The organism is Ruegeria sp. CL6, from assembly GCF_056536465.1.
On record NZ_JBQFPR010000002.1, the window covers coordinates 612,836 to 631,019 of the forward strand.

General features: G+C 57.9%; 13 protein-coding genes. 10 read left to right on the plus strand and 3 right to left on the minus strand.

What is annotated here, in order from left to right:
* Positions 1 to 49: 49 nt before the first annotated feature.
* Positions 50 to 2,185 carry a malate synthase G gene (locus ACR0LH_RS07935; RefSeq protein WP_480720411.1) on the minus strand — a complete coding sequence of 712 codons (2,136 nt, stop codon included), beginning with the start codon at positions 2,183 to 2,185 and terminating at the stop codon, positions 50 to 52.
* Between the two features lie 205 nt (positions 2,186 to 2,390).
* On the opposite strand from ACR0LH_RS07935, the gene pepN reads away from it, so the two are divergent.
* The 5 genes from pepN to ACR0LH_RS07960 all read left to right on the plus strand — a co-directional run bounded on the left by pepN (position 2,391) and on the right by ACR0LH_RS07960 (position 8,912).
* On the plus strand, positions 2,391 to 4,943 hold the full coding sequence (pepN, locus tag ACR0LH_RS07940; protein WP_480720413.1) for an aminopeptidase N: 2,553 nt from the start codon (positions 2,391 to 2,393) through the stop codon (positions 4,941 to 4,943).
* Positions 4,940 to 5,368: a hypothetical protein gene (locus ACR0LH_RS07945; RefSeq protein WP_480720415.1), complete on the plus strand. Its 429-nt coding sequence runs from the start codon at positions 4,940 to 4,942 to the stop codon at positions 5,366 to 5,368. The genes pepN and ACR0LH_RS07945 overlap by 4 nt, the downstream gene beginning before the upstream one ends.
* A 196-nt stretch (positions 5,369 to 5,564) precedes the next feature.
* Complete coding sequence (locus ACR0LH_RS07950; RefSeq protein WP_480720416.1) at positions 5,565 to 6,755, plus strand: hypothetical protein; 1,191 nt, start codon at positions 5,565 to 5,567, stop codon at positions 6,753 to 6,755.
* Positions 6,756 to 6,826: 71 nt separating this feature from the next.
* Positions 6,827 to 8,338, plus strand: a complete 1,512-nt coding sequence (gene gatB, locus ACR0LH_RS07955; RefSeq protein WP_480720418.1) for an Asp-tRNA(Asn)/Glu-tRNA(Gln) amidotransferase subunit GatB — start codon at positions 6,827 to 6,829, stop codon at positions 8,336 to 8,338.
* Between the two features lie 169 nt (positions 8,339 to 8,507).
* Complete coding sequence (locus ACR0LH_RS07960; protein WP_480720420.1) at positions 8,508 to 8,912, plus strand: DUF4177 domain-containing protein; 405 nt, start codon at positions 8,508 to 8,510, stop codon at positions 8,910 to 8,912.
* A 17-nt stretch (positions 8,913 to 8,929) separates the two neighbouring features.
* Here the strand turns inward: ACR0LH_RS07960 and ACR0LH_RS07965 are convergent, their stop codons facing one another.
* Positions 8,930 to 9,184, minus strand: coding sequence for a BolA family protein (locus tag ACR0LH_RS07965; protein ID WP_170384324.1), 255 nt, complete (start codon positions 9,182 to 9,184; stop codon positions 8,930 to 8,932).
* A 107-nt stretch (positions 9,185 to 9,291) separates the two neighbouring features.
* On the opposite strand from ACR0LH_RS07965, the gene ACR0LH_RS07970 reads away from it, so the two are divergent.
* Entirely contained in the window at positions 9,292 to 9,918 is a 627-nt protein-coding gene (locus tag ACR0LH_RS07970) for a J domain-containing protein (protein WP_170384326.1), read from the plus strand.
* A 9-nt stretch (positions 9,919 to 9,927) separates the two neighbouring features.
* Here ACR0LH_RS07970 and ACR0LH_RS07975 read toward each other — a convergent pair whose 3' ends face one another.
* Positions 9,928 to 10,812, minus strand: coding sequence for a Hint domain-containing protein (locus tag ACR0LH_RS07975; RefSeq protein ID WP_480720422.1), 885 nt, complete (start codon positions 10,810 to 10,812; stop codon positions 9,928 to 9,930).
* Between the two features lie 487 nt (positions 10,813 to 11,299).
* Here ACR0LH_RS07975 and cobS point away from each other — a divergent pair, with 487 nt between their 5' ends.
* From cobS to ACR0LH_RS07995, 4 genes are all read left to right on the plus strand, one after another.
* The gene (cobS, locus tag ACR0LH_RS07980; protein ID WP_170562300.1) at positions 11,300 to 12,283 is read left to right on the plus strand and encodes a cobaltochelatase subunit CobS; all 984 of its coding nucleotides are present in this window, start codon (positions 11,300 to 11,302) and stop codon (positions 12,281 to 12,283) included.
* Between the two features lie 6 nt (positions 12,284 to 12,289).
* On the plus strand, positions 12,290 to 13,771 hold the full coding sequence (locus ACR0LH_RS07985; protein ID WP_480720423.1) for a hypothetical protein: 1,482 nt from the start codon (positions 12,290 to 12,292) through the stop codon (positions 13,769 to 13,771).
* A gap of 661 nt (positions 13,772 to 14,432) precedes the next feature.
* A complete protein-coding gene (cobT, locus tag ACR0LH_RS07990; protein ID WP_170410937.1) occupies positions 14,433 to 16,310 on the plus strand; it encodes a cobaltochelatase subunit CobT in 1,878 nt (625 codons plus the stop codon).
* 53 nt (positions 16,311 to 16,363) lie between these two features.
* On the plus strand, positions 16,364 to 18,145 hold the full coding sequence (locus ACR0LH_RS07995; protein WP_480720424.1) for an aminopeptidase P family protein: 1,782 nt from the start codon (positions 16,364 to 16,366) through the stop codon (positions 18,143 to 18,145).
* Positions 18,146 to 18,184: the final 39 nt, after the last annotated feature.

The window sequence follows — 18,184 nt, forward strand, 5'->3', positions numbered from 1 at the left end:
CAACGGGCCAAGAGGGGGCAGACAGCCCCCTCGTTCCCACCCTATCCAATCACACCAAGCTGGCTTTCAGCTCCAAACGGCGCGCGTGCAAAACCGGCTCGGTATAGCCCGAAGGCTGAACGCGACCTTTGAAGACCAGATCGCAAGCCGCCTGAAACGCCACGCCGTCAAAGCCGGGCGCCATCGGACGATACAGCGGGTCACCTTCGTTCTGACGGTCCACCACGGCGGCCATTTTCTGCATGGCAGCCATCACCTGTTCTTCGCTAACCACATCATGATGCAACCAGTTGGCCAGCGCCTGAGACGAAATCCGGCAGGTCGCGCGGTCTTCCATCAGGCCGATATCGTTGATGTCCGGTACTTTGGAACAGCCAACACCCTGATCAACCCAGCGCACCACATAGCCCAGGATGCCCTGCGCGTTGTTCTCGATCTCACGCGTGATCTCATCATCGCTCAGGTTACGGCCACCCAGCAGCGGTACGGTCAGCAGATCATCCAGCGTGCCGCGCGCTCCACCGGCGGCAAGCTCATCCTGACGGGCCAGAACGTCAACCTTGTGGTAATGCGTGGCGTGCAGGGTCGCGGCGGTCGGAGACGGCACCCAGGCGCAGGTCGCGCCCGATTTCGGGTGACCAATCTTCTGATCCAGCATATCGCCCATCCGGTCAGGCATCGCCCACATACCCTTGCCGATCTGCGCCTTGCCCTTCAGGCCACAGGCCAGACCGATATCGACATTGCGATCCTCATACGAGGCAATCCACGGCGTCGCCTTCATGTCACCCTTGGGCAGCATCGGGCCTGCTTCGATCGAGGTGTGAATCTCATCCCCCGTGCGGTCCAGGAAACCGGTGTTGATGAAGGCCACACGCGACTTCGCGGCGCGGATACACTCTTTCAGGTTGGCCGAGGTGCGGCGTTCCTCATCCATGATACCCAGCTTCACCGTATTGCGCGGCAGGCCGAGGATATCTTCGACCATGTCGAAAATCTCAACCGCGAACGCAACTTCGGCGGGGCCGTGCATCTTGGGCTTCACGACATAGACCGAACCCTTAACCGAGTTTCCGCCCTCGCGCTGCAGGTCATGCATCGCAATCAGCGTGGTGCAGAGCGCATCCATCAGGCCTTCGCCGATTTCATTGCCCTCGCCGTCCAGAACGGCCGGGTTGGTCATCAGGTGGCCCACATTGCGGATCAGCATCAGCGAGCGGCCTTTCAGCACGTCCTGTGCACCGCCTGCGGTGGTATAGGTCAGGTCTTCGGCCAGCTTACGGGTGAAAGTGGTGCCGCCCTTGGTCACCTCTTCGGCCAGGTCGCCCTTCATCAGGCCCAGCCAGTTACCATAGGCGACAACCTTGTCTTCGGCATCCACACACGCGACCGAGTCCTCACAGTCCATGATCGTGGACAGCGCCGATTCCAGATAGACGTCAGCGATGCCAGCAGGGTCAGCCGCACCGATATTGCTAGAGGCGTCAACGACGATTTTGACATGCAGGCCGTTGTTTTTCAGCAGTACGAAATCGGGTTTCTCGGCCGCGCCGCCAAAACCCACAAACGCCGCAGGGTTGCCCAGCGCAGGCACCAGCGCACCACCTTCTACGCGCAGCTCGGACACATCCGCCCACGAGCCAGCGGCCAGCGGCACCGCATCATCCAGAAAGCCCTTGGCCCATGCGATAACACGAGCGCCGCGCGCCTCGTCATAGCCACCGGCGGCGGGCAGATCGCCCATCGCATCCGTGCCATAAAGCGCGTCATAAAGGCTGCCCCAACGTGCATTGGCCGCGTTCAACGCGAACCGGGCGTTGGTGATCGGCACAACAAGCTGAGGGCCGGGTGTCGCGGCAATCTCGGGGTCGACATTGGCGGTTTCGATCTGGAAATCTTCACCTTCCTCGACCAGATAACCGATCTCACTCAAGAAGGCTTTATATGCGTCGGCGTCGTGATCCTGACCTTTGCGATCAACGTGCCAAGCGTCCAACTGCGCCTGAACCTGCTCACGCTTGGCGAGAAAATCCCGGTTCTTTGGTCCCAGTTCTGATACCATGCGCGACAGACCATCCCAGAACGTATCTGCGGTCACGCCTGTTCCCGGCAGGGCTTTGCCCTCGATAAACTCGGCCAGAACCGTATCGACCTGAAGTCCGCTGCGTGTCTGACTGCTGGTCATGATTTTCCTCTCACCCATGTACGCCGTTGTATGCCGCCTGCATTTAGAGGGTAAGTTTCCGATAGGCAACGTGTGCCGTTGCGTTTCGGTAAAAATACTTTACCAAAATTCCTCATTGCGACAGCAAAGCACCGCTTTGCGCCGCTTGCAGCCCACAGCCACAGCCCATAACGTCGCGCCAGACACCAAATGAAGCGAGGTCCCGATGCGCGACGCTGCCCCCCAAACGATCTATCTGAAAGACTACACGCCGTTCGGCTATATCGTGGACAGCGTGCACCTGACCTTTGATCTGGCGGCCCACGCGACCCGTGTGACCTCGCGCATTGCGTTCCGCCCGAACCCCGACGCGTCAGACCGCACCTTCTTTCTGCATGGTGAAGACCTGACCCTGATCCGCGCGTCAATTGACGGCGTCGAAATCTCTCCCGAGATCACCGACAAGGGTCTCACCGCCCCTGCCCCCGACGCGCCATTTGTCTGGGAGGCCGAGGTTGAGATCGACCCCGGCAACAACACCGCGCTTGAGGGGCTGTATATGTCCAACGGCATGTACTGCACCCAGTGCGAGGCCGAAGGCTTCCGCAAGATTACCTATTACCCCGACCGCCCTGACGTGATGTCCACCTTCACCGTGCGCATTAATGGCGATCTGCCGGTGCTGCTGTCCAACGGCAACCCCTCGGGCAAAGGCAAAGGCTGGGCCGAGTGGACCGATCCGTGGCCCAAACCCGCCTATCTGTTCGCTCTGGTCGCGGGTGATCTGATCACGCATCCCGGCCAATTTACCACCATGTCGGGTCGTGACGTCGAACTGAACCTCTGGGTCCGCCCGGGGGATGAGGGCAAGTGCGCCTTTGGGATGGAGGCACTGAAAAAATCGATGAAATGGGACGAGGACGTCTATGGCCGCGAATACGATCTGGACGTGTTCAATATCGTGGCCGTGGATGATTTCAACATGGGCGCGATGGAGAATAAGGGACTGAACATCTTCAACTCCTCGGCTGTGCTGGCCAGCCCCGAGACCTCGACCGACATGAATTTCGAGCGGATCGAAGCGATCATTGCCCATGAGTATTTCCACAACTGGACAGGCAACCGCATCACCTGCCGCGACTGGTTCCAACTGTGTTTGAAAGAGGGGCTGACGGTGTTCCGCGACGCGCAGTTCACGTCTGATATGCGCTCGGCCCCGGTCAAGCGCATCCACGACGCGATTGACCTACGCGCACGGCAATTCCCCGAGGACAACGGGCCGTTGTCGCATCCCGTCCGTCCCGAAAGCTTTCAGGAAATCAACAACTTCTACACCGCCACTGTCTATGAGAAAGGCGCCGAAGTCATTGGAATGCTGAAACGGCTGGTCGGGGATGAGGCATACGCGAAGGCGCTGGACCTGTATTTCGACCGTCATGACGGCCAAGCCTGCACGATCGAAGACTGGATCAAAGTTTTCGAGGATACAACCGGACGCGATCTGAGCCAATTCAAACGGTGGTACAGTCAATCCGGCACACCGCGCGTGACTGTGGCCGAGGATTGGACGGACGGCACTTATACCCTGACCCTGTCGCAGCGCACCGAACCCACGCCGGGTCAGGATGAAAAACAGCCGCAAGTGATCCCGGTGGCTGTCGGTCTGCTGAGCCCCAACGGAGACGAGGTTCGCGCGACCGAGGTTCTGGAACTGACCGAAGCCAGCCAGAGCTTTACCTTTACCGGACTTGCGGCCAAACCAACCGCTTCGATCCTGCGGGATTTCTCGGCCCCGGTTATTCTGGAGCAGGATCAAAACAGCGCGGAACGGGCCTTTTTGCTGGCCCATGACACCGACCCCTTCAACCGTTGGCAGGCCGGGCGTTCGCTGGCCGAGGAAACTCTGCTGGCGATGATCCAAACCGGCGCGTCCCCCGATGCCGACTATCTGGACGGGCTGCTGGCCGTGCTGCGTGACCGCGATCTGGACCCCGCCTATCGCGCACTGATGCTGGGCCTGCCGACACAATCAGAGTTGGCGGCAGCTTTGTACGAACGTGGCGAAACACCTGATCCAATGGCGATCTGGACCGCCGTAGAAACCCTGCGGCAAGTGACCGCGCAGCATGTGCAGGACTTGCTGCCGCGTCTTCACAGCGAAACCGTGATCGACGCGCCCTTTAGCCCTGACGCCGAACAATCAGGCAAGCGCGCGTTGGGTGGCGCTGCACTGGCACTGACCTCGCGACTGGACGGTGGAGCCAAGGCAGCCGGGGACTACGACGATGCCGACAACATGACGCTGCAACTGACCGCTCTGTCCTGCCTTCTGCGCGCAGGGAAGGGTGAGGCAGAACTATCCGCCTTCTACGGCCAGTGGCAGCATGACAGGCTGGTGATGGACAAATGGTTCGGCCTACAGGTTTCAATGGCTACGCCCGAAACCACAGCAGATGTGACACGCAAGCTGACCGAGCACCCGGATTTCAACTGGAAGAACCCCAACCGTTTCCGCGCGGCTATGGGAGCGTTGGCGATGAACCACGCAGGGTTCCACTGCGAAGATGGTGCCGGGTACGCCCTGCTTGCCGACTGGTTGATCAAGCTGGACCCCGTCAACCCGCAGACCACCGCAAGAATGTGCTCGGCCTTTCAGACGTGGAAACGGTATGACGCAGATCGTCAGGACCTGATCCGCATGCAACTGAGGCGTATTGCCGATACAGCGGGTCTGTCGCGCGATACGACCGAAATGGTCTCGCGCATTCTGGGCGCATGACGCCGTTCACGTATACAAGGCACAACCGATCGCCACGGTCGGTTGCAATCCTGATCCTGGTCTACGCGGCCCTCATCGCGTTGGTGATCCTGTTCGACGCTGTCTGGTGGCTTGTCGGCTTGCTTGCCCTGACTACTCTGCCCGCGCTTTGGGACATCCTACAGGACACCAGCGCGGGGCTGACGCTCGATCAGGATGAGCTGAGTTGGTTCACCGGGACCCGCCAAGCCAAGATCGCTCTGGCCGACATCGACTATGTCCGGTTTGACACGCGCTGGGACTTCACAGTGCGCGTGTCACTGGTTCTGAACACGGGAAAACGAATACGGCTACCGGATGAATCAACCCCACCCCACACCGAATTTGAGCCAGTTCTACAGCAGTTTGGATTAAGGGTTGAACGGCATCATTTCAGGGTTTTCTAGGCTTAATCGCGAGAAAAAAACCTCACTGTTCACCAATTCAGGGCAAAAAGCCCCCCAAATCTTGAATTTGATGCAAATTCCGGTGACCTTTGATTTTACGTTACCAGTTTTTGCAGTTCCGAGTTTCACCATGTTCCGGTTTTTTCGTACACAGAATCCCACCGCTCCGTCTTCTTGCATGCAGTTGCAGGCAGACATGCACCTTTCGTCTGATGTAGCCGCCGCGCTGCCGGATCAGGGGCAACTCAACATCCCAGTGGCGGAGATGCGAGCCGAGGATTTGATCGGCCGCGAAACAATCGAAAAGGGACGGCATCTGGCGCGTCAGGGGCGTTGGTCAGAACTCTCACGACAAATGCGTGCAGCCGACGAAACCCGTGAAGCCGCGCCCGACGGGATGCCGATCGCGGACCTGCTGGCTTTTGGTGCTCGTTCGGACGTTGTTCTGGCGGTCGAACACGCCCTGTCCGATGGGAAGGCACTGTCAGATTACGATCTGTTGTGCGGAATATCCGAACTGGAAGACGAGATGCGCGAACATGACGGTGATCCCATGATCGCCCTAGTGGTTGCTCTTGCGCATATCGACTTGGCATGGGCATGGCGTGGCACCTCAACGGACGCCAAACTGCCGACCCTGCACCAATCGCGCTGCGCAGCACATTTCGACCGGGCGGCGGCGATCCTACCAAAGTGCCGCGAGGCCGCCCCGGAAAGCCCGCTTGTTGCTGCGGCCGACTGCGCTCTGCTTGCTGGACAACGTAAATCGAACATCCGCGTCGCCGACAAATACGAACGTCTGATCACTCTGGACCCGCATAACCAACGCCACATGCGCGCTATGGGGACGCACCTGCTGCCACGCTGGTTCGGCAGCTACGACGAGCTTGAGGTTCAAGCCCTGCGCAACGCCGCACGGACGCACGCAATCTGGGGCGCGGGTGGTTACACATGGGCGCAGTTCGACGCCATTGCTCTTGACCCAGAGGCATGTGCCCGGCTGGACGTAGAGTACTTTCTTGAAGGGCTACACGACATTCTGAACCGCCGCCCAGACCAGGAAACCGTCAACATGCTGGCGGCATACTGCGCCATCACGATCCAAAGCGGCGCTGGCCTAAACGAAAAGGCCGACGAAGTTCGCGCGCAAATTCACGAGGCCGCAAACTGGCTGATCCGCGACCACATGACCGAGCTGCATCCGCTGATCTGGGCGCACGCTGCCAATGGGTTCAACAACTCGGTCCGCATCAACTCGCCCGAGAGGTTTGCGGCGCGTGGTCACCGCGATGCCCTGCGTGCGATTGGCGATTTGTTCCGCGAAGAATTGCGCAGCGGTATGGACGTCACCTTTACGCCTTCGGGTCTGCACCTGTCGGGTCACTGATTCCCCCTTGCTCCTTTGGCGCAGCGCGCCTAATACGCAGGCTTAGACTTCTGCGGAAATAGAGGCGCGCCATGCTCGACCTGACATACGAAATGCCCAAAATCAAAACCATTGCCGGGGCCAAGCACGATTGGGAACTGGTGATCGGGATGGAGGTGCACGCTCAGGTTTCGTCCAATGCAAAGCTGTTTTCCGGCGCGTCGACCCAGTTTGGGGCCGAGCCGAACTCGAACGTGGCCTTCGTGGACGCGGCGATGCCGGGCATGCTGCCTGTTATCAACGAATATTGCGTGGAACAGGCGGTACGCACCGGGCTGGGCCTGAAGGCAGATATCAATCTGAAATCGGCGTTCGACCGCAAGAACTATTTCTACCCTGACCTGCCGCAGGGCTACCAGATCTCGCAGCTTTACCACCCCATCGTGGGCGAAGGCGAAGTGCTGGTGGAAATGGGCGACGGCACCGCGCGTATGGTGCGCATCGAACGCATCCACATGGAGCAAGACGCCGGTAAGTCCATCCACGACATGGACCCGCATATGTCCTTCGTCGACCTGAACCGCACGGGCGTCTGCCTGATGGAGATCGTCAGCCGCCCCGATATCCGTGGCCCCGAAGAAGCCGCCGCCTACATCGCCAAGCTGCGCCAGATCATGCGCTATCTGGGCACCTGTGACGGCAACATGCAGAACGGCAACCTACGGGCGGACGTGAACGTCTCGATCTGTTTGCCGGGCGCGTATGAGAAGTATCAGGAAACACAGGACTTCTCGCATCTGGGCACACGGTGTGAGATCAAGAACATGAACTCGATGCGCTTTATCCAGCAAGCGATTGAGGTCGAGGCCCGCCGTCAGATCGCCATCGTCGAAGGCGGTGGCGAGGTCGAGCAGGAAACCCGTCTGTATGACCCGGACAAGGGTGAGACACGGTCCATGCGGTCCAAGGAAGAGGCGCACGACTATCGCTATTTCCCCGATCCCGACCTGCTGCCGCTGGAGATTGAACAAGCTTGGGTCGATGACATCGCCGCCAAGCTGCCCGAACTGCCCGACGCCAAGAAAGCGCGGTTTGTCGAGGCGTTTGGCCTGACGGACTATGACGCTTCGGTCCTGACCGCCGAAGTGGAATCAGCCGCGTATTTCGAGGAGGTCGCCAAGGGTCGCAACGGCAAGCTGGCCGCGAACTGGGTGATCAACGAACTGTTCGGTCGGTTGAAGAAAGAAGACCACGACATCACTGAATCGCCGGTTTCGCCCTCGCAACTAGGTGGGATCATCGACCTGATCTCGTCGGATGCCATCTCGGGCAAGATCGCCAAAGACCTGTTCGAGATCGTCTATACCGAAGGCGGCGACCCGGCGCAGATCGTCGAAGATCGCGGCATGAAGCAGGTCACGGATACTGGCGCGATTGAGGCTGCTTTGGATGAGATCATCGCCGCCAACCCCGCGCAGGTCGAAAAGGCCAAGGTGAACCCGAAACTAGCGGGCTGGTTCGTGGGTCAGGTGATGAAAGCCACCGGCGGCAAGGCCAACCCGAAGGCCGTGAATGAGCTGGTGGGCAAGAAGCTAGGCTCGTAAGTCATCCAATTTCAAGGAAATCAGCGGCTGAGCGTTGCGCGCCCGGCCGCTTTTCTTTTGCGCTGACATGCGGCAAGACTAGCACCGGAAACCCTCTGGCACACGAAGATGACTTTCCCAATGCTGTCAACGTGCTAGATTGCCGGGAACTGACAGGTAGGAAGATCCGATGCCGCGCTACGAATACAAAGTTGTCCCTGCTCCGCAGAAAGGTGCCAAAGCCAAAGGCGCAAAAACCGTCGAGGATCGTTTCGCCGTGTCAGTGGAACAGGTACTGAACCAAATGGGACAGGACGGATGGGAATACCAGCGCGCCGAACTGTTGCCCAGCGAGGAACGGTCTGGCTTGACCGGGTCGACCGTCAACTGGCGCAATGTTCTAGTGTTTCGCCGTGCCATCGAAGATGAGCCCGCGCCTGCTCTGCCAGAGATCCCGGACGACACAGTCATGGCGCACCCGATTCCCGGACCCAGCGAAGTGGACGCTCCTGCCCCTATCGCCGAGGAACCCGAGGAGCCGCCACTGTCCCTTAAGGGCACCGAAGTGGAATTTCGGCATACCGAAAAACCCTAGACCGTCTCGGCCCGCCCCTAAACGCCAATATCCAGCGCAAGTGCGTGGATGCGCGGGACGATGTCACCCAGCGCCTTGTGAACAGCGCGATGTCGCGCCACACGGGACTTGCCCTCGAAGGCAGAGGCACGAATACGGACGTTAAAGTGGCTTTCGCCCCCCTCTTGATACCCGGCATGACCGCGGTGGCTTTCGCTATCATCGACCACCTCAAGCTCATGCGGATCAAAGGCAGCCTGCAGGCAGGTACGGATTTCGTCGGTCACAGTCATTTTTACGCCTAGCGGCAAAATTTTTGCCGCCCCCCTCTTCTACTTTCGGCTGCTTAGATTAAACTGCTGCCTCCGAGTCGAGAAGATGCGTTCTTAAGGATCACAGCATGACGAAATCAGACCCCTTTGGATTCGATATGTCCGTCTCCAACGCCAAGAAAAAGAACCCGCGTGGTCGCCGGGGGATGTCGGGCGCGTCTGAAACCTCGGTACGCATCTGTGACCACGAAGGATGCGAAGAAGCGGGAAAGTTCCGTGCGCCCAAAGCGCCGGACGTGCTGGACGATTTCTTCTGGTTCTGCCAGCAGCACGTGCGCGAATATAACCAGAAATGGAACTTCTTCGACGGCACGACCGAGGCTGAAATGAACGCGCAGCGGTCCAAGGACAAAGTCTGGGAACGTGAAACCAAGCCCATGGGTGACCCCGAAGCGCGTGCATGGGCTCGTTTGGGCATCGAAGATCCGCATCAGGTGCTGGGCGCGAACGCCACCAAGAACCCCGGTCGCACATCCGGCGGTGGTGGCCGCCGCCTTCCGCCCACCGAACGCCGCGCGATCGAGATTCTCGAGGCGAATGACAGTTGGACCAAGGCAGAGGTACGCAAGGCGTACAAGAAGCTGATCAAGGTTCTTCACCCGGATATGAATGGCGGGGATCGGTCTCAGGAAGAACAGCTGCAAGAGGTTGTTTGGGCTTGGGATCAGATCAAGGACAGCCGGAACTTTAAGTAATTCGGCAGATCACTGGAACAAACCTTGCAATGCGCTGGCCTCGGTCCGCTTGAGGCAACGCAGCCGCGTTTGTAGCTTTGATCTGGTGTGTTCCAGTTCGGGAAACAGCGCAAGCAATTCGGCAATGTCCTCGCGGTGGAAGGACTTCAGCGCGCGATCCCCCAGAAACAGGCTTTCGCTGCGCAAACCGTGGGATGTCAGTATGGCGTGTTCCTCGCAGGCGATGTGATAGTACGTCACCGGCTTATCCGCTTGCACCTGATGGACTGTATCTCCGTTCACCAGATGAATGGCGGCACAAAAGACGCTGTCTTCACCGAACAGTAACTCGGCCCGCCACCCCTCGAGAACGATCCGGTGCTGCGGCGACACATAGAGATCCCGGCTGGGCAACCCCGCACCCAACGCATCGCGCTGAATCCGCACCGGCCGATAGTTTGGCTGAATATGCAAGGTATGCGCACTAAGGGTTCGTTGACCGATCCAGACAATGGGTAGAGATTGCCCCTCTGCCCCACGAACCCAATCCCCGACTTTCAGGTCCTCTACGGCGCGTGAACCTCGATCTGTCTCGATCAACGTGCCCGCGACAAAGCATGGCGGGTCCGTCGGGTCGAGATCGCCCTGATCAATCTTCCAGTTGCCGGTACGCATCGGGCCAGTCGGATTATTGGTATCCCAGGCATAAATATTGCCGCCGACTTGGATAAATTCACCGGATTCACCGGTTCCCCGATAGTTCCCCTGACCAAGATAGGTATAAGGCTGATAGGTTGTCCCCCCATCAAACGAGATTGTCTGGCCATCAATGATCGCAGTTTGCGTCGAGTTGCGAACGATATAGTCGCCACCTCCGGTGGTCCTTACATCATGAAGGAGCACGTCAAATGCCATGGACTGCCCCCCTTGCCCTGCAAAGCGCCAACACAGACATGCCACCGCCCGACAGGACGCAGCAATCACACGTGAGTTTGACCTTGGAAACCATGGCCCGCACTCTGCACTCTCACAAAAACACTACACATCGCCAGTCTAACCGCCAACTAGCTCAAATCAAAACAACATATTGACTGATTTCTCAGATGGTTGCAGCAGCACTATGTGACAACTGCTCGTCCGTCCTGACAGAGGATGAATGTTGCTGGGACTGGGACCTATGTGCAGACGCGCCCTCGGCCTGTGGATGAGAGCGGCCCAATCAAACTACCAGCGACATTTCTCAGTGACGAAAAGTACACGACTTTGAGGCCAGCACAGAAGAAACACCCGCCAGCGGCACTGCGCGGGCGGCTTTCCCTTGCCCTTGCTCGTAATATGTTGCACCACACACAGGGCCGGAAGCCCCGCTCGAGGCTGCGGTATCAGGATAAGGACGACAGGCATGGATTGGCCGATTGACGCAAACGCACACCCTACAGAAGAAATTTCGGTCCGCGAAGTATTCGGCATTGACTCCGACATGCAGGTCAAACGCTTTTACGAATTGACTGAGCGGGTGCCCGAAATCGACCCGACATACAAGTTTGACCCTGAAACCACGCTGGCAATTCTGGCAGGCTTTACTCATAACCGCCGGGTGATGATCCAAGGTTATCACGGCACAGGTAAGTCGACACATATCGAACAGGTTGCCGCCCGCCTGAACTGGCCTGCTGTACGCGTAAACCTCGACAGTCACATCAGCCGGATCGACCTGATTGGTAAAGACGCGATCAAACTGCGTGATGGCGTTCAAATCACCGAATTCAGCGAAGGTATCCTGCCCTGGGCTCTGCGCAACCCGGTTGCGATCGTGTTTGACGAATACGATGCCGGACGTGCGGACGTGATGTTCGTGCTGCAGCGGGTTCTGGAAGCCAACGGCAGCCTGACCCTGCTGGACCAGAACGAGATTCTGACCCCGCACCGGTATTTCCGTATGTTCGCCACCGCCAACACAGTTGGCTTGGGCGACACGACGGGTCTTTATCACGGGACACAGCAGATCAACCAAGCCCAGATGGACCGCTGGTCCCTTGTCGCCACGCTGAACTACCTCAGTCATGACGCCGAGACGATGATCGTTCTGTCCAAGGCACCGCACTACAACACGGCCGAAGGTCGCAAGATCGTCAGTCAGATGGTCAGCGTCGCAGACCTGACCCGGACCGCCTTCATGAACGGCGATCTGTCAACGGTGATGAGCCCCCGAACCGTTATCAACTGGGCTCAGAACGCCGAGATTTTCCGTGACATTGGCTACGCCTTCCGCCTGTCATTCCTGAACAAATGCGACGAGCTGGAGCGCCAGACGGTGGCCGAGTTCTACCAGCGCTGCTTTGATGAGGAACTGCCCGAAAGCGCGGCAAGCGCCAGCTTGGGGTAAAAAAAGATGTTTTTTGGATCTCAGACGCCCCCTTCCTCTGGGATTGGGGTCTTCGAGGGAATTGCCGAGAATATAGTTGTACTCAGCCTTCCCGAGGCTAAAGAGCGCCGCGATCGCCTGCCACGGCATTTGGCCGCGTTCGGTATCACTGAGTTTGCCTGGCACGACGAGCTGACACCAGATGATGCCGCCGTTCAAGCGCTATACGAAAAACGACGTGTTGCGCCGTTCCCCCCTAGTTTTAGATGTGGGCAAGTACAGTGCGATTGCTCGAACAACATCTTGATTCCTGCGCAAGTAGCAAATTTTGCCAGCTTTTTGGAAATCTGGCGAAACATCGCCTCATCGAATAAGCGTACAGTCGTGATGGAAGACGACGTATTGCTCCATCCTTGGGCAACGTGGGTTTTGCGAGGATTGTCGCGGAAAATCAAAGTGGGCGAGATAGACTTTACTACCGACAACCCCAAACTTCTAAGGCTGAGCTCCCCTTTCGTGAACTGGAAAGATCGCTTTCGCCCGTTCAGCGTGAATCGAAAAGTTCGCATGTCGAACTATTGCTACGCCCTAACACCTGCCTTTGCTCAGAAACTTGTTGAAGATTTTTCAAGCGTCAGCACAACCTCTGACATCTACATTCACAAGAATGCTCCGTCAGAGACCGAGGCCGCAACAATAAACCCACCAATCGCATCTGACCTTTCTTGGGCTCTAGGCGAATTCAGATCGCATATTCACCCCAAGGAAAACCACCTAGAGCACCTAGAATCTAAGGGAAACCATAAAGAGGCCGAAGCCTATAAGGTCAAGATGCGTCAGCACGTCAAGCGTGCCTTCTACAGGCCGGTGCTTTGCGTAGGTCATCCACGGACCGGAACGGCTTTTGTTTCCAGCTTGCTAAGTAGTGCCGGCCTTGATGTGGGGCACGAGGGGGACGGCAAAGACGGAATCAGTTCTTGGATGTTCGCGGTGGACGACGTAGAAAACCCATGGGCCCATGACGATGCAGCACGAACCCGGCGTGCTTTGCATTGGGACGTTTTGATCCAAACAGTAAGGAACCCGGCCACGGCAATTCCTTCGATCATGCGCGAAAACGCCCAAGCGCCCGCATCTTATGATTTTCGACGCCGTCACATTCTAACAGAGACTAAGGTTGATCTAGACGATTTGGGGTCTGAAATAGAAAAAGCTATCGTCTCGTTGTGCCTATGGGCGAAAATTATTCGCGACCAGAACCCCGACTTTGTTTTCCACATCGAAACTGACTCTGAAACCTTGATAGATTTTTTGTCTTCGAGAGGCTTTTCCGTTCAAAAGGACAATATAGACATAAGTCCGGTTAACGCAGAAAAACTCTACAAGGGAAAACATTACGAAAAGCCCAAAATAGTTGCAAAAGAATGGGACAATGTCGGGCACAGGGCTCGTGCATTGCTAACGGAATACTGCGATCTCTACGGTTACGAAACTCCCTTTGACTCTTAAGCCTCCGAGCACCGGACGGATATCCTAGGAAAGATGCTACCAGCCGATCACTGAAAAAATGCCTGTCACATAGTGCAGAAAAGAATGACTGCATCTTTATTGTGGTGTCAGAGCGAAAGATCAGCACAAGCCCGCACCTAGTATATACAAGCAATACACATTGCATAATCAGTATTGTTCTAATTTCGGGCGATACTGAGGGCCAAGCTTGGTGCGATCAACTTCGCTTCACGCGCTACCTGAATTTTGTCAGGCTATGTAGAACTGTTCGCGGTGTGCTCTGGGCAGTTTGAAACTCTGGACGCGCACCAAAAGACGCGATCAGTTAACGGTGCCGGGCCGGCAACAGACTATCAGAAAGAATTTGATCTCTTACTGGAAGCGATCTTACCTTGAGCTTCGTCCGAAGGTGTCGAGCCAAATCAACCCAAACGATGGCACGTGCAGTGCTAGGTCAAAGTCGCGTATCTTCTGGCCAACATGGACTAAAGCTTTGACGCACGCCTGGGAGATGGAGCTGAACAGCAACTGGTGTTCAGAATCTCGGAGCACCAAGAGGTTCGACTAACGGATCGCGCCATGAAAAGCCGGCCGACCCTATGGTCAAGACACTGGAATGGCTCTAGGTTGCCGGGACAGAACAAGACCGGACCTGCCGCCGATGAGCAAACAAAACGATAACCCCGCCGATCCGTTCAAGAAGGCTCTGGCCGAGGCCACAAAAGTGATGGCCGACGATCCTGAGCTGAATGTGTCCTATACGGTCGATCCATCGGGCATGTCGGGTGAGTCGATGCGCCTGCCGCAAGTCAGTCGCCGAATGACTCGGGAAGAAGTGTTGTTGGCACGCGGCACGGCGGACGCGCTTGCATTGCAGCGCAGGTACCACGACGACGCGACCCACGCGCGGTATGCCCCTCCGGGTGATATGGCGCGGGATCTCTACGAGGCGATGGAGACTGCCCGGTGCGAAGCGATGGGGGCACGCGATATGCCCGGCACCGCCAGCAATATCGACGTCAAGATCGGGCATGAGGCGATCCGGCGCGGCTATGATCAGTGCAAACAGCCTGCGGACGCGCCTCTTTCGGTCGCGGCGGGATACCTGATCCGCCACTTGGCAACCGGGCGCGACCTGCCCCCGGCAGCAGCCAACGTTATGAACCTGTGGCGCGGCTTCATCGAGGAACAATCGGGCGGAACGCTTGAAAACCTAAATGAAATCCTGTCCGATCAGGCAGAATTTGCCAGGTTCGCCCGACAGATGATCAAGGACCTCGGCTACGGCGACCAACTGGGCGACGATCCTGATGAACTGGACGACGAACAGGAAGATCAGGCCGAGGAGGACGCGGAAGAACAGCCCGATCCTGATAGCACTGGTCAGGACGACCAGGATGAACAGGACGCTGACGCCACGCCCGAACAGACCCAGGAAGAGCAGCAGGACCAATCTCAGGCACAAGTCTCGATGGACGAGATGGCCGACGAGGAGATGGGTGAAGAAGCTGAGATGCCTGAAGGGGAAGCTCCGCTAGAGCCGCCTGCCCCGCCGCCCGCGTCCGAAGCGGATCCTGATTATAAAGTCTATCTGAATACCTTCGACGAAGAGATCGAGGCCGAGGATTTGGCCGAACCCGCCGAACTAGAACGGCTGCGCGCCTATCTCGATCAGCAGCTTGAACCGCTTAAGGGGGCGGTTAGCCGTCTGGCCAACAAGCTGCAACGCCGCCTTCAGGCTCAGCAGAACCGTTCGTGGGAATTCGACCGCGAGGAAGGCATTTTGGATGCGGGGCGTCTGGCGCGTGTCATCGCGAACCCGACAACTCCGCTTAGCTTCAAAGTCGAGAAGGATACCGAGTTCCGCGATACCGTTGTGACGCTGTTGCTGGATAACTCGGGGTCGATGCGGGGCCGCCCGATCTCGATCGCAGCGATCTGCGCAGATGTTCTGGCGCGGACACTTGAACGCTGCAACGTAAAGGTCGAAATTCTGGGCTTCACCACCCGCGCTTGGAAAGGTGGTCAGGCGCGTGAGGCATGGCTGAACGACGGTCGACCCCAGCAACCCGGTCGATTGAACGACCTTCGCCATATCATTTACAAGGGCGCGGATGCCCCGTGGCGTCGCGCGCGCCCCAATCTGGGCCTGATGATGAAAGAAGGTCTGCTGAAGGAAAATATCGACGGTGAGGCGCTGGAATGGGCGCATCGCCGGATGATGATGCGACGCGAACAGCGCAAGATTTTGATGGTGATATCGGATGGTGCGCCGGTTGACGATTCAACTCTCAGCGTTAACCCCGCGAATTATCTGGAAAAACACCTGCGCGATGTGATCGCAATGGTTGAAAAGCGCAAGATGGTCGAGCTGTTGGCCATCGGGATCGGCCATGATGTGACGCGCTATTACGACCGGGCAGTTACAATTACGGATGTCGAACAACTGGCCGGCGCGATGACCGAACAACTGGCCGCGCTGTTCGACAGCGATCCAAGGGCGCGCGCCCGTGTGATGGGGATGAAAAGAGCGGGCTAATACCATTTCCCGAAAACAAGTCGGGGTTTGCTCCGATCTGAACGAGGTGAGACATGTTTCAATCCTTTGCCGTGACCGCTCGTCCGGAACAAGGCCCGCCGCGGCTGGCTGCACTACGAACCGAGATGGCACGCGAGGGGTTGGATGGCTTTCTGATCCCACGTGCGGACGCGCATCAGGGTGAGTACGTCGCCCAGAGGGATGAGCGTCTGGCATGGCTGACCGGTTTTACCGGGTCGGCGGGGTTTTGCGCCGCCCTGACCGATGTCGCAGGGGTGTTTGTAGACGGACGCTACCGCACTCAGGTCAAAGCGCAGGTTGCCTCCGACTACACCCCGGTGCCGTGGCCCGAAGTCGGCTTGAGTGCGTGGTTGAAGGAACAACTGCCAAATGGCGGGAAAGTGGGCTTTGACCCCTGGCTGCATGCGGCCGGTCAAATCTCTGGCGCGCTGAAAGAGTTGTCCGGCAGCGGCATCGAGCTGGTGCGTAGCCCCAATCTGGTTGACCGCATTTGGAAAGACCAACCGGAACCGCCGCTAAACCCGGTCAAAGAGCATCCCTTGGAATTCTCCGGTGAAACCGCAGAGAGTAAAATCACGCGTCTTGCCAAGGATTTGCGCGACGCAGGTTGCTCGGCCGCTGTGATCACCCTGCCGGACTCGATCATGTGGCTGTTGAACATTCGCGGTTCTGACATCGGCTACAACCCCGTGGCCCACGGTTTTGCAATTTTGCATGCGGATGGGTCAGTGGACTTGTTCATGGCCAAGGAAAAACTGGTCATTCCTCTGGGCGATCAGGTAGCTGTCCACGAACCGAACGCATTTCTGGACAGCCTCGCCACGCTTGAAGGCAAGATACAGGTCGATCTGGGCACGTTGCCGCAGGCTGTGGCCGATGTGCTGCAAGACCGGATGGTGGACGGCGGCGATCCTTGCGCCCTGCCCAAAGCCTGTAAGAACCCGGCTGAGATCGCAGGCAGCGCCGAGGCCCATTTGCGCGACGCTGTAGCCGTGGTCGAAACGCTCTGCTGGCTGGATGCGCAAGCCCTCGGCACAGTGACGGAAACACAAATCGTAGCCCGGCTGGAAGAAAACAGGCGCAAGGACAACGCGCTGCAGGACATCTCGTTCGACACAATCGCCGGAACTGGCCCGAACGGTGCGATCATGCACTACCGTGTTACCGAAGAAACCGACAGCCTGCTGAACGACGGGCACATCTTGGTATTGGACAGCGGCGGCCAGTATTTGGACGGCACCACTGATATCACTCGAACCATTGCCATCGGGGATGTTGGTGCCGAGGAAAAAACCTGCTTTACCCGCGTGTTGAAGGGCATGATTAACATGTCCATGCTGCGCTGGCCGGTCGGTTTGGCCGGGCGTGACATTGAGTGCATCGCGCGCGCACCGCTTTGGGCGGCGGGGCAAGACTTTAACCATGGCGTCGGTCACGGAGTCGGGGCGTACCTAAGCGTTCATGAGGGGCCGCAGCGCCTGTCTCGCGTCAGCGTTGTCCCACTGCAACCCGGTATGATCCTGTCGAACGAACCGGGCTATTATCGAGAAGGAGCGTTCGGGATCAGGATCGAAAACTTGGTTGTCGTGCAAGAAGCACCTGCCCTACCCGGCGGCGATGCCGAGCGTGCAATGCTGAATTGGCGTACCCTTACCTATGTTCCTATCGACCGGCGGTTGATCGTGGTCGACATGCTGACGGCCGAGGAACGCAGTTGGCTTAACGACTATCATCGCGACGTTGCGGAAAAAATCCGGCCAAGGCTGGGCGCAGAGGCGCAACTGTGGTTGGATGCCGCAACCAAGCCGGTCTGACACCGGACTGTTACAATCACCGGGCAGAGGAGAAGCCCG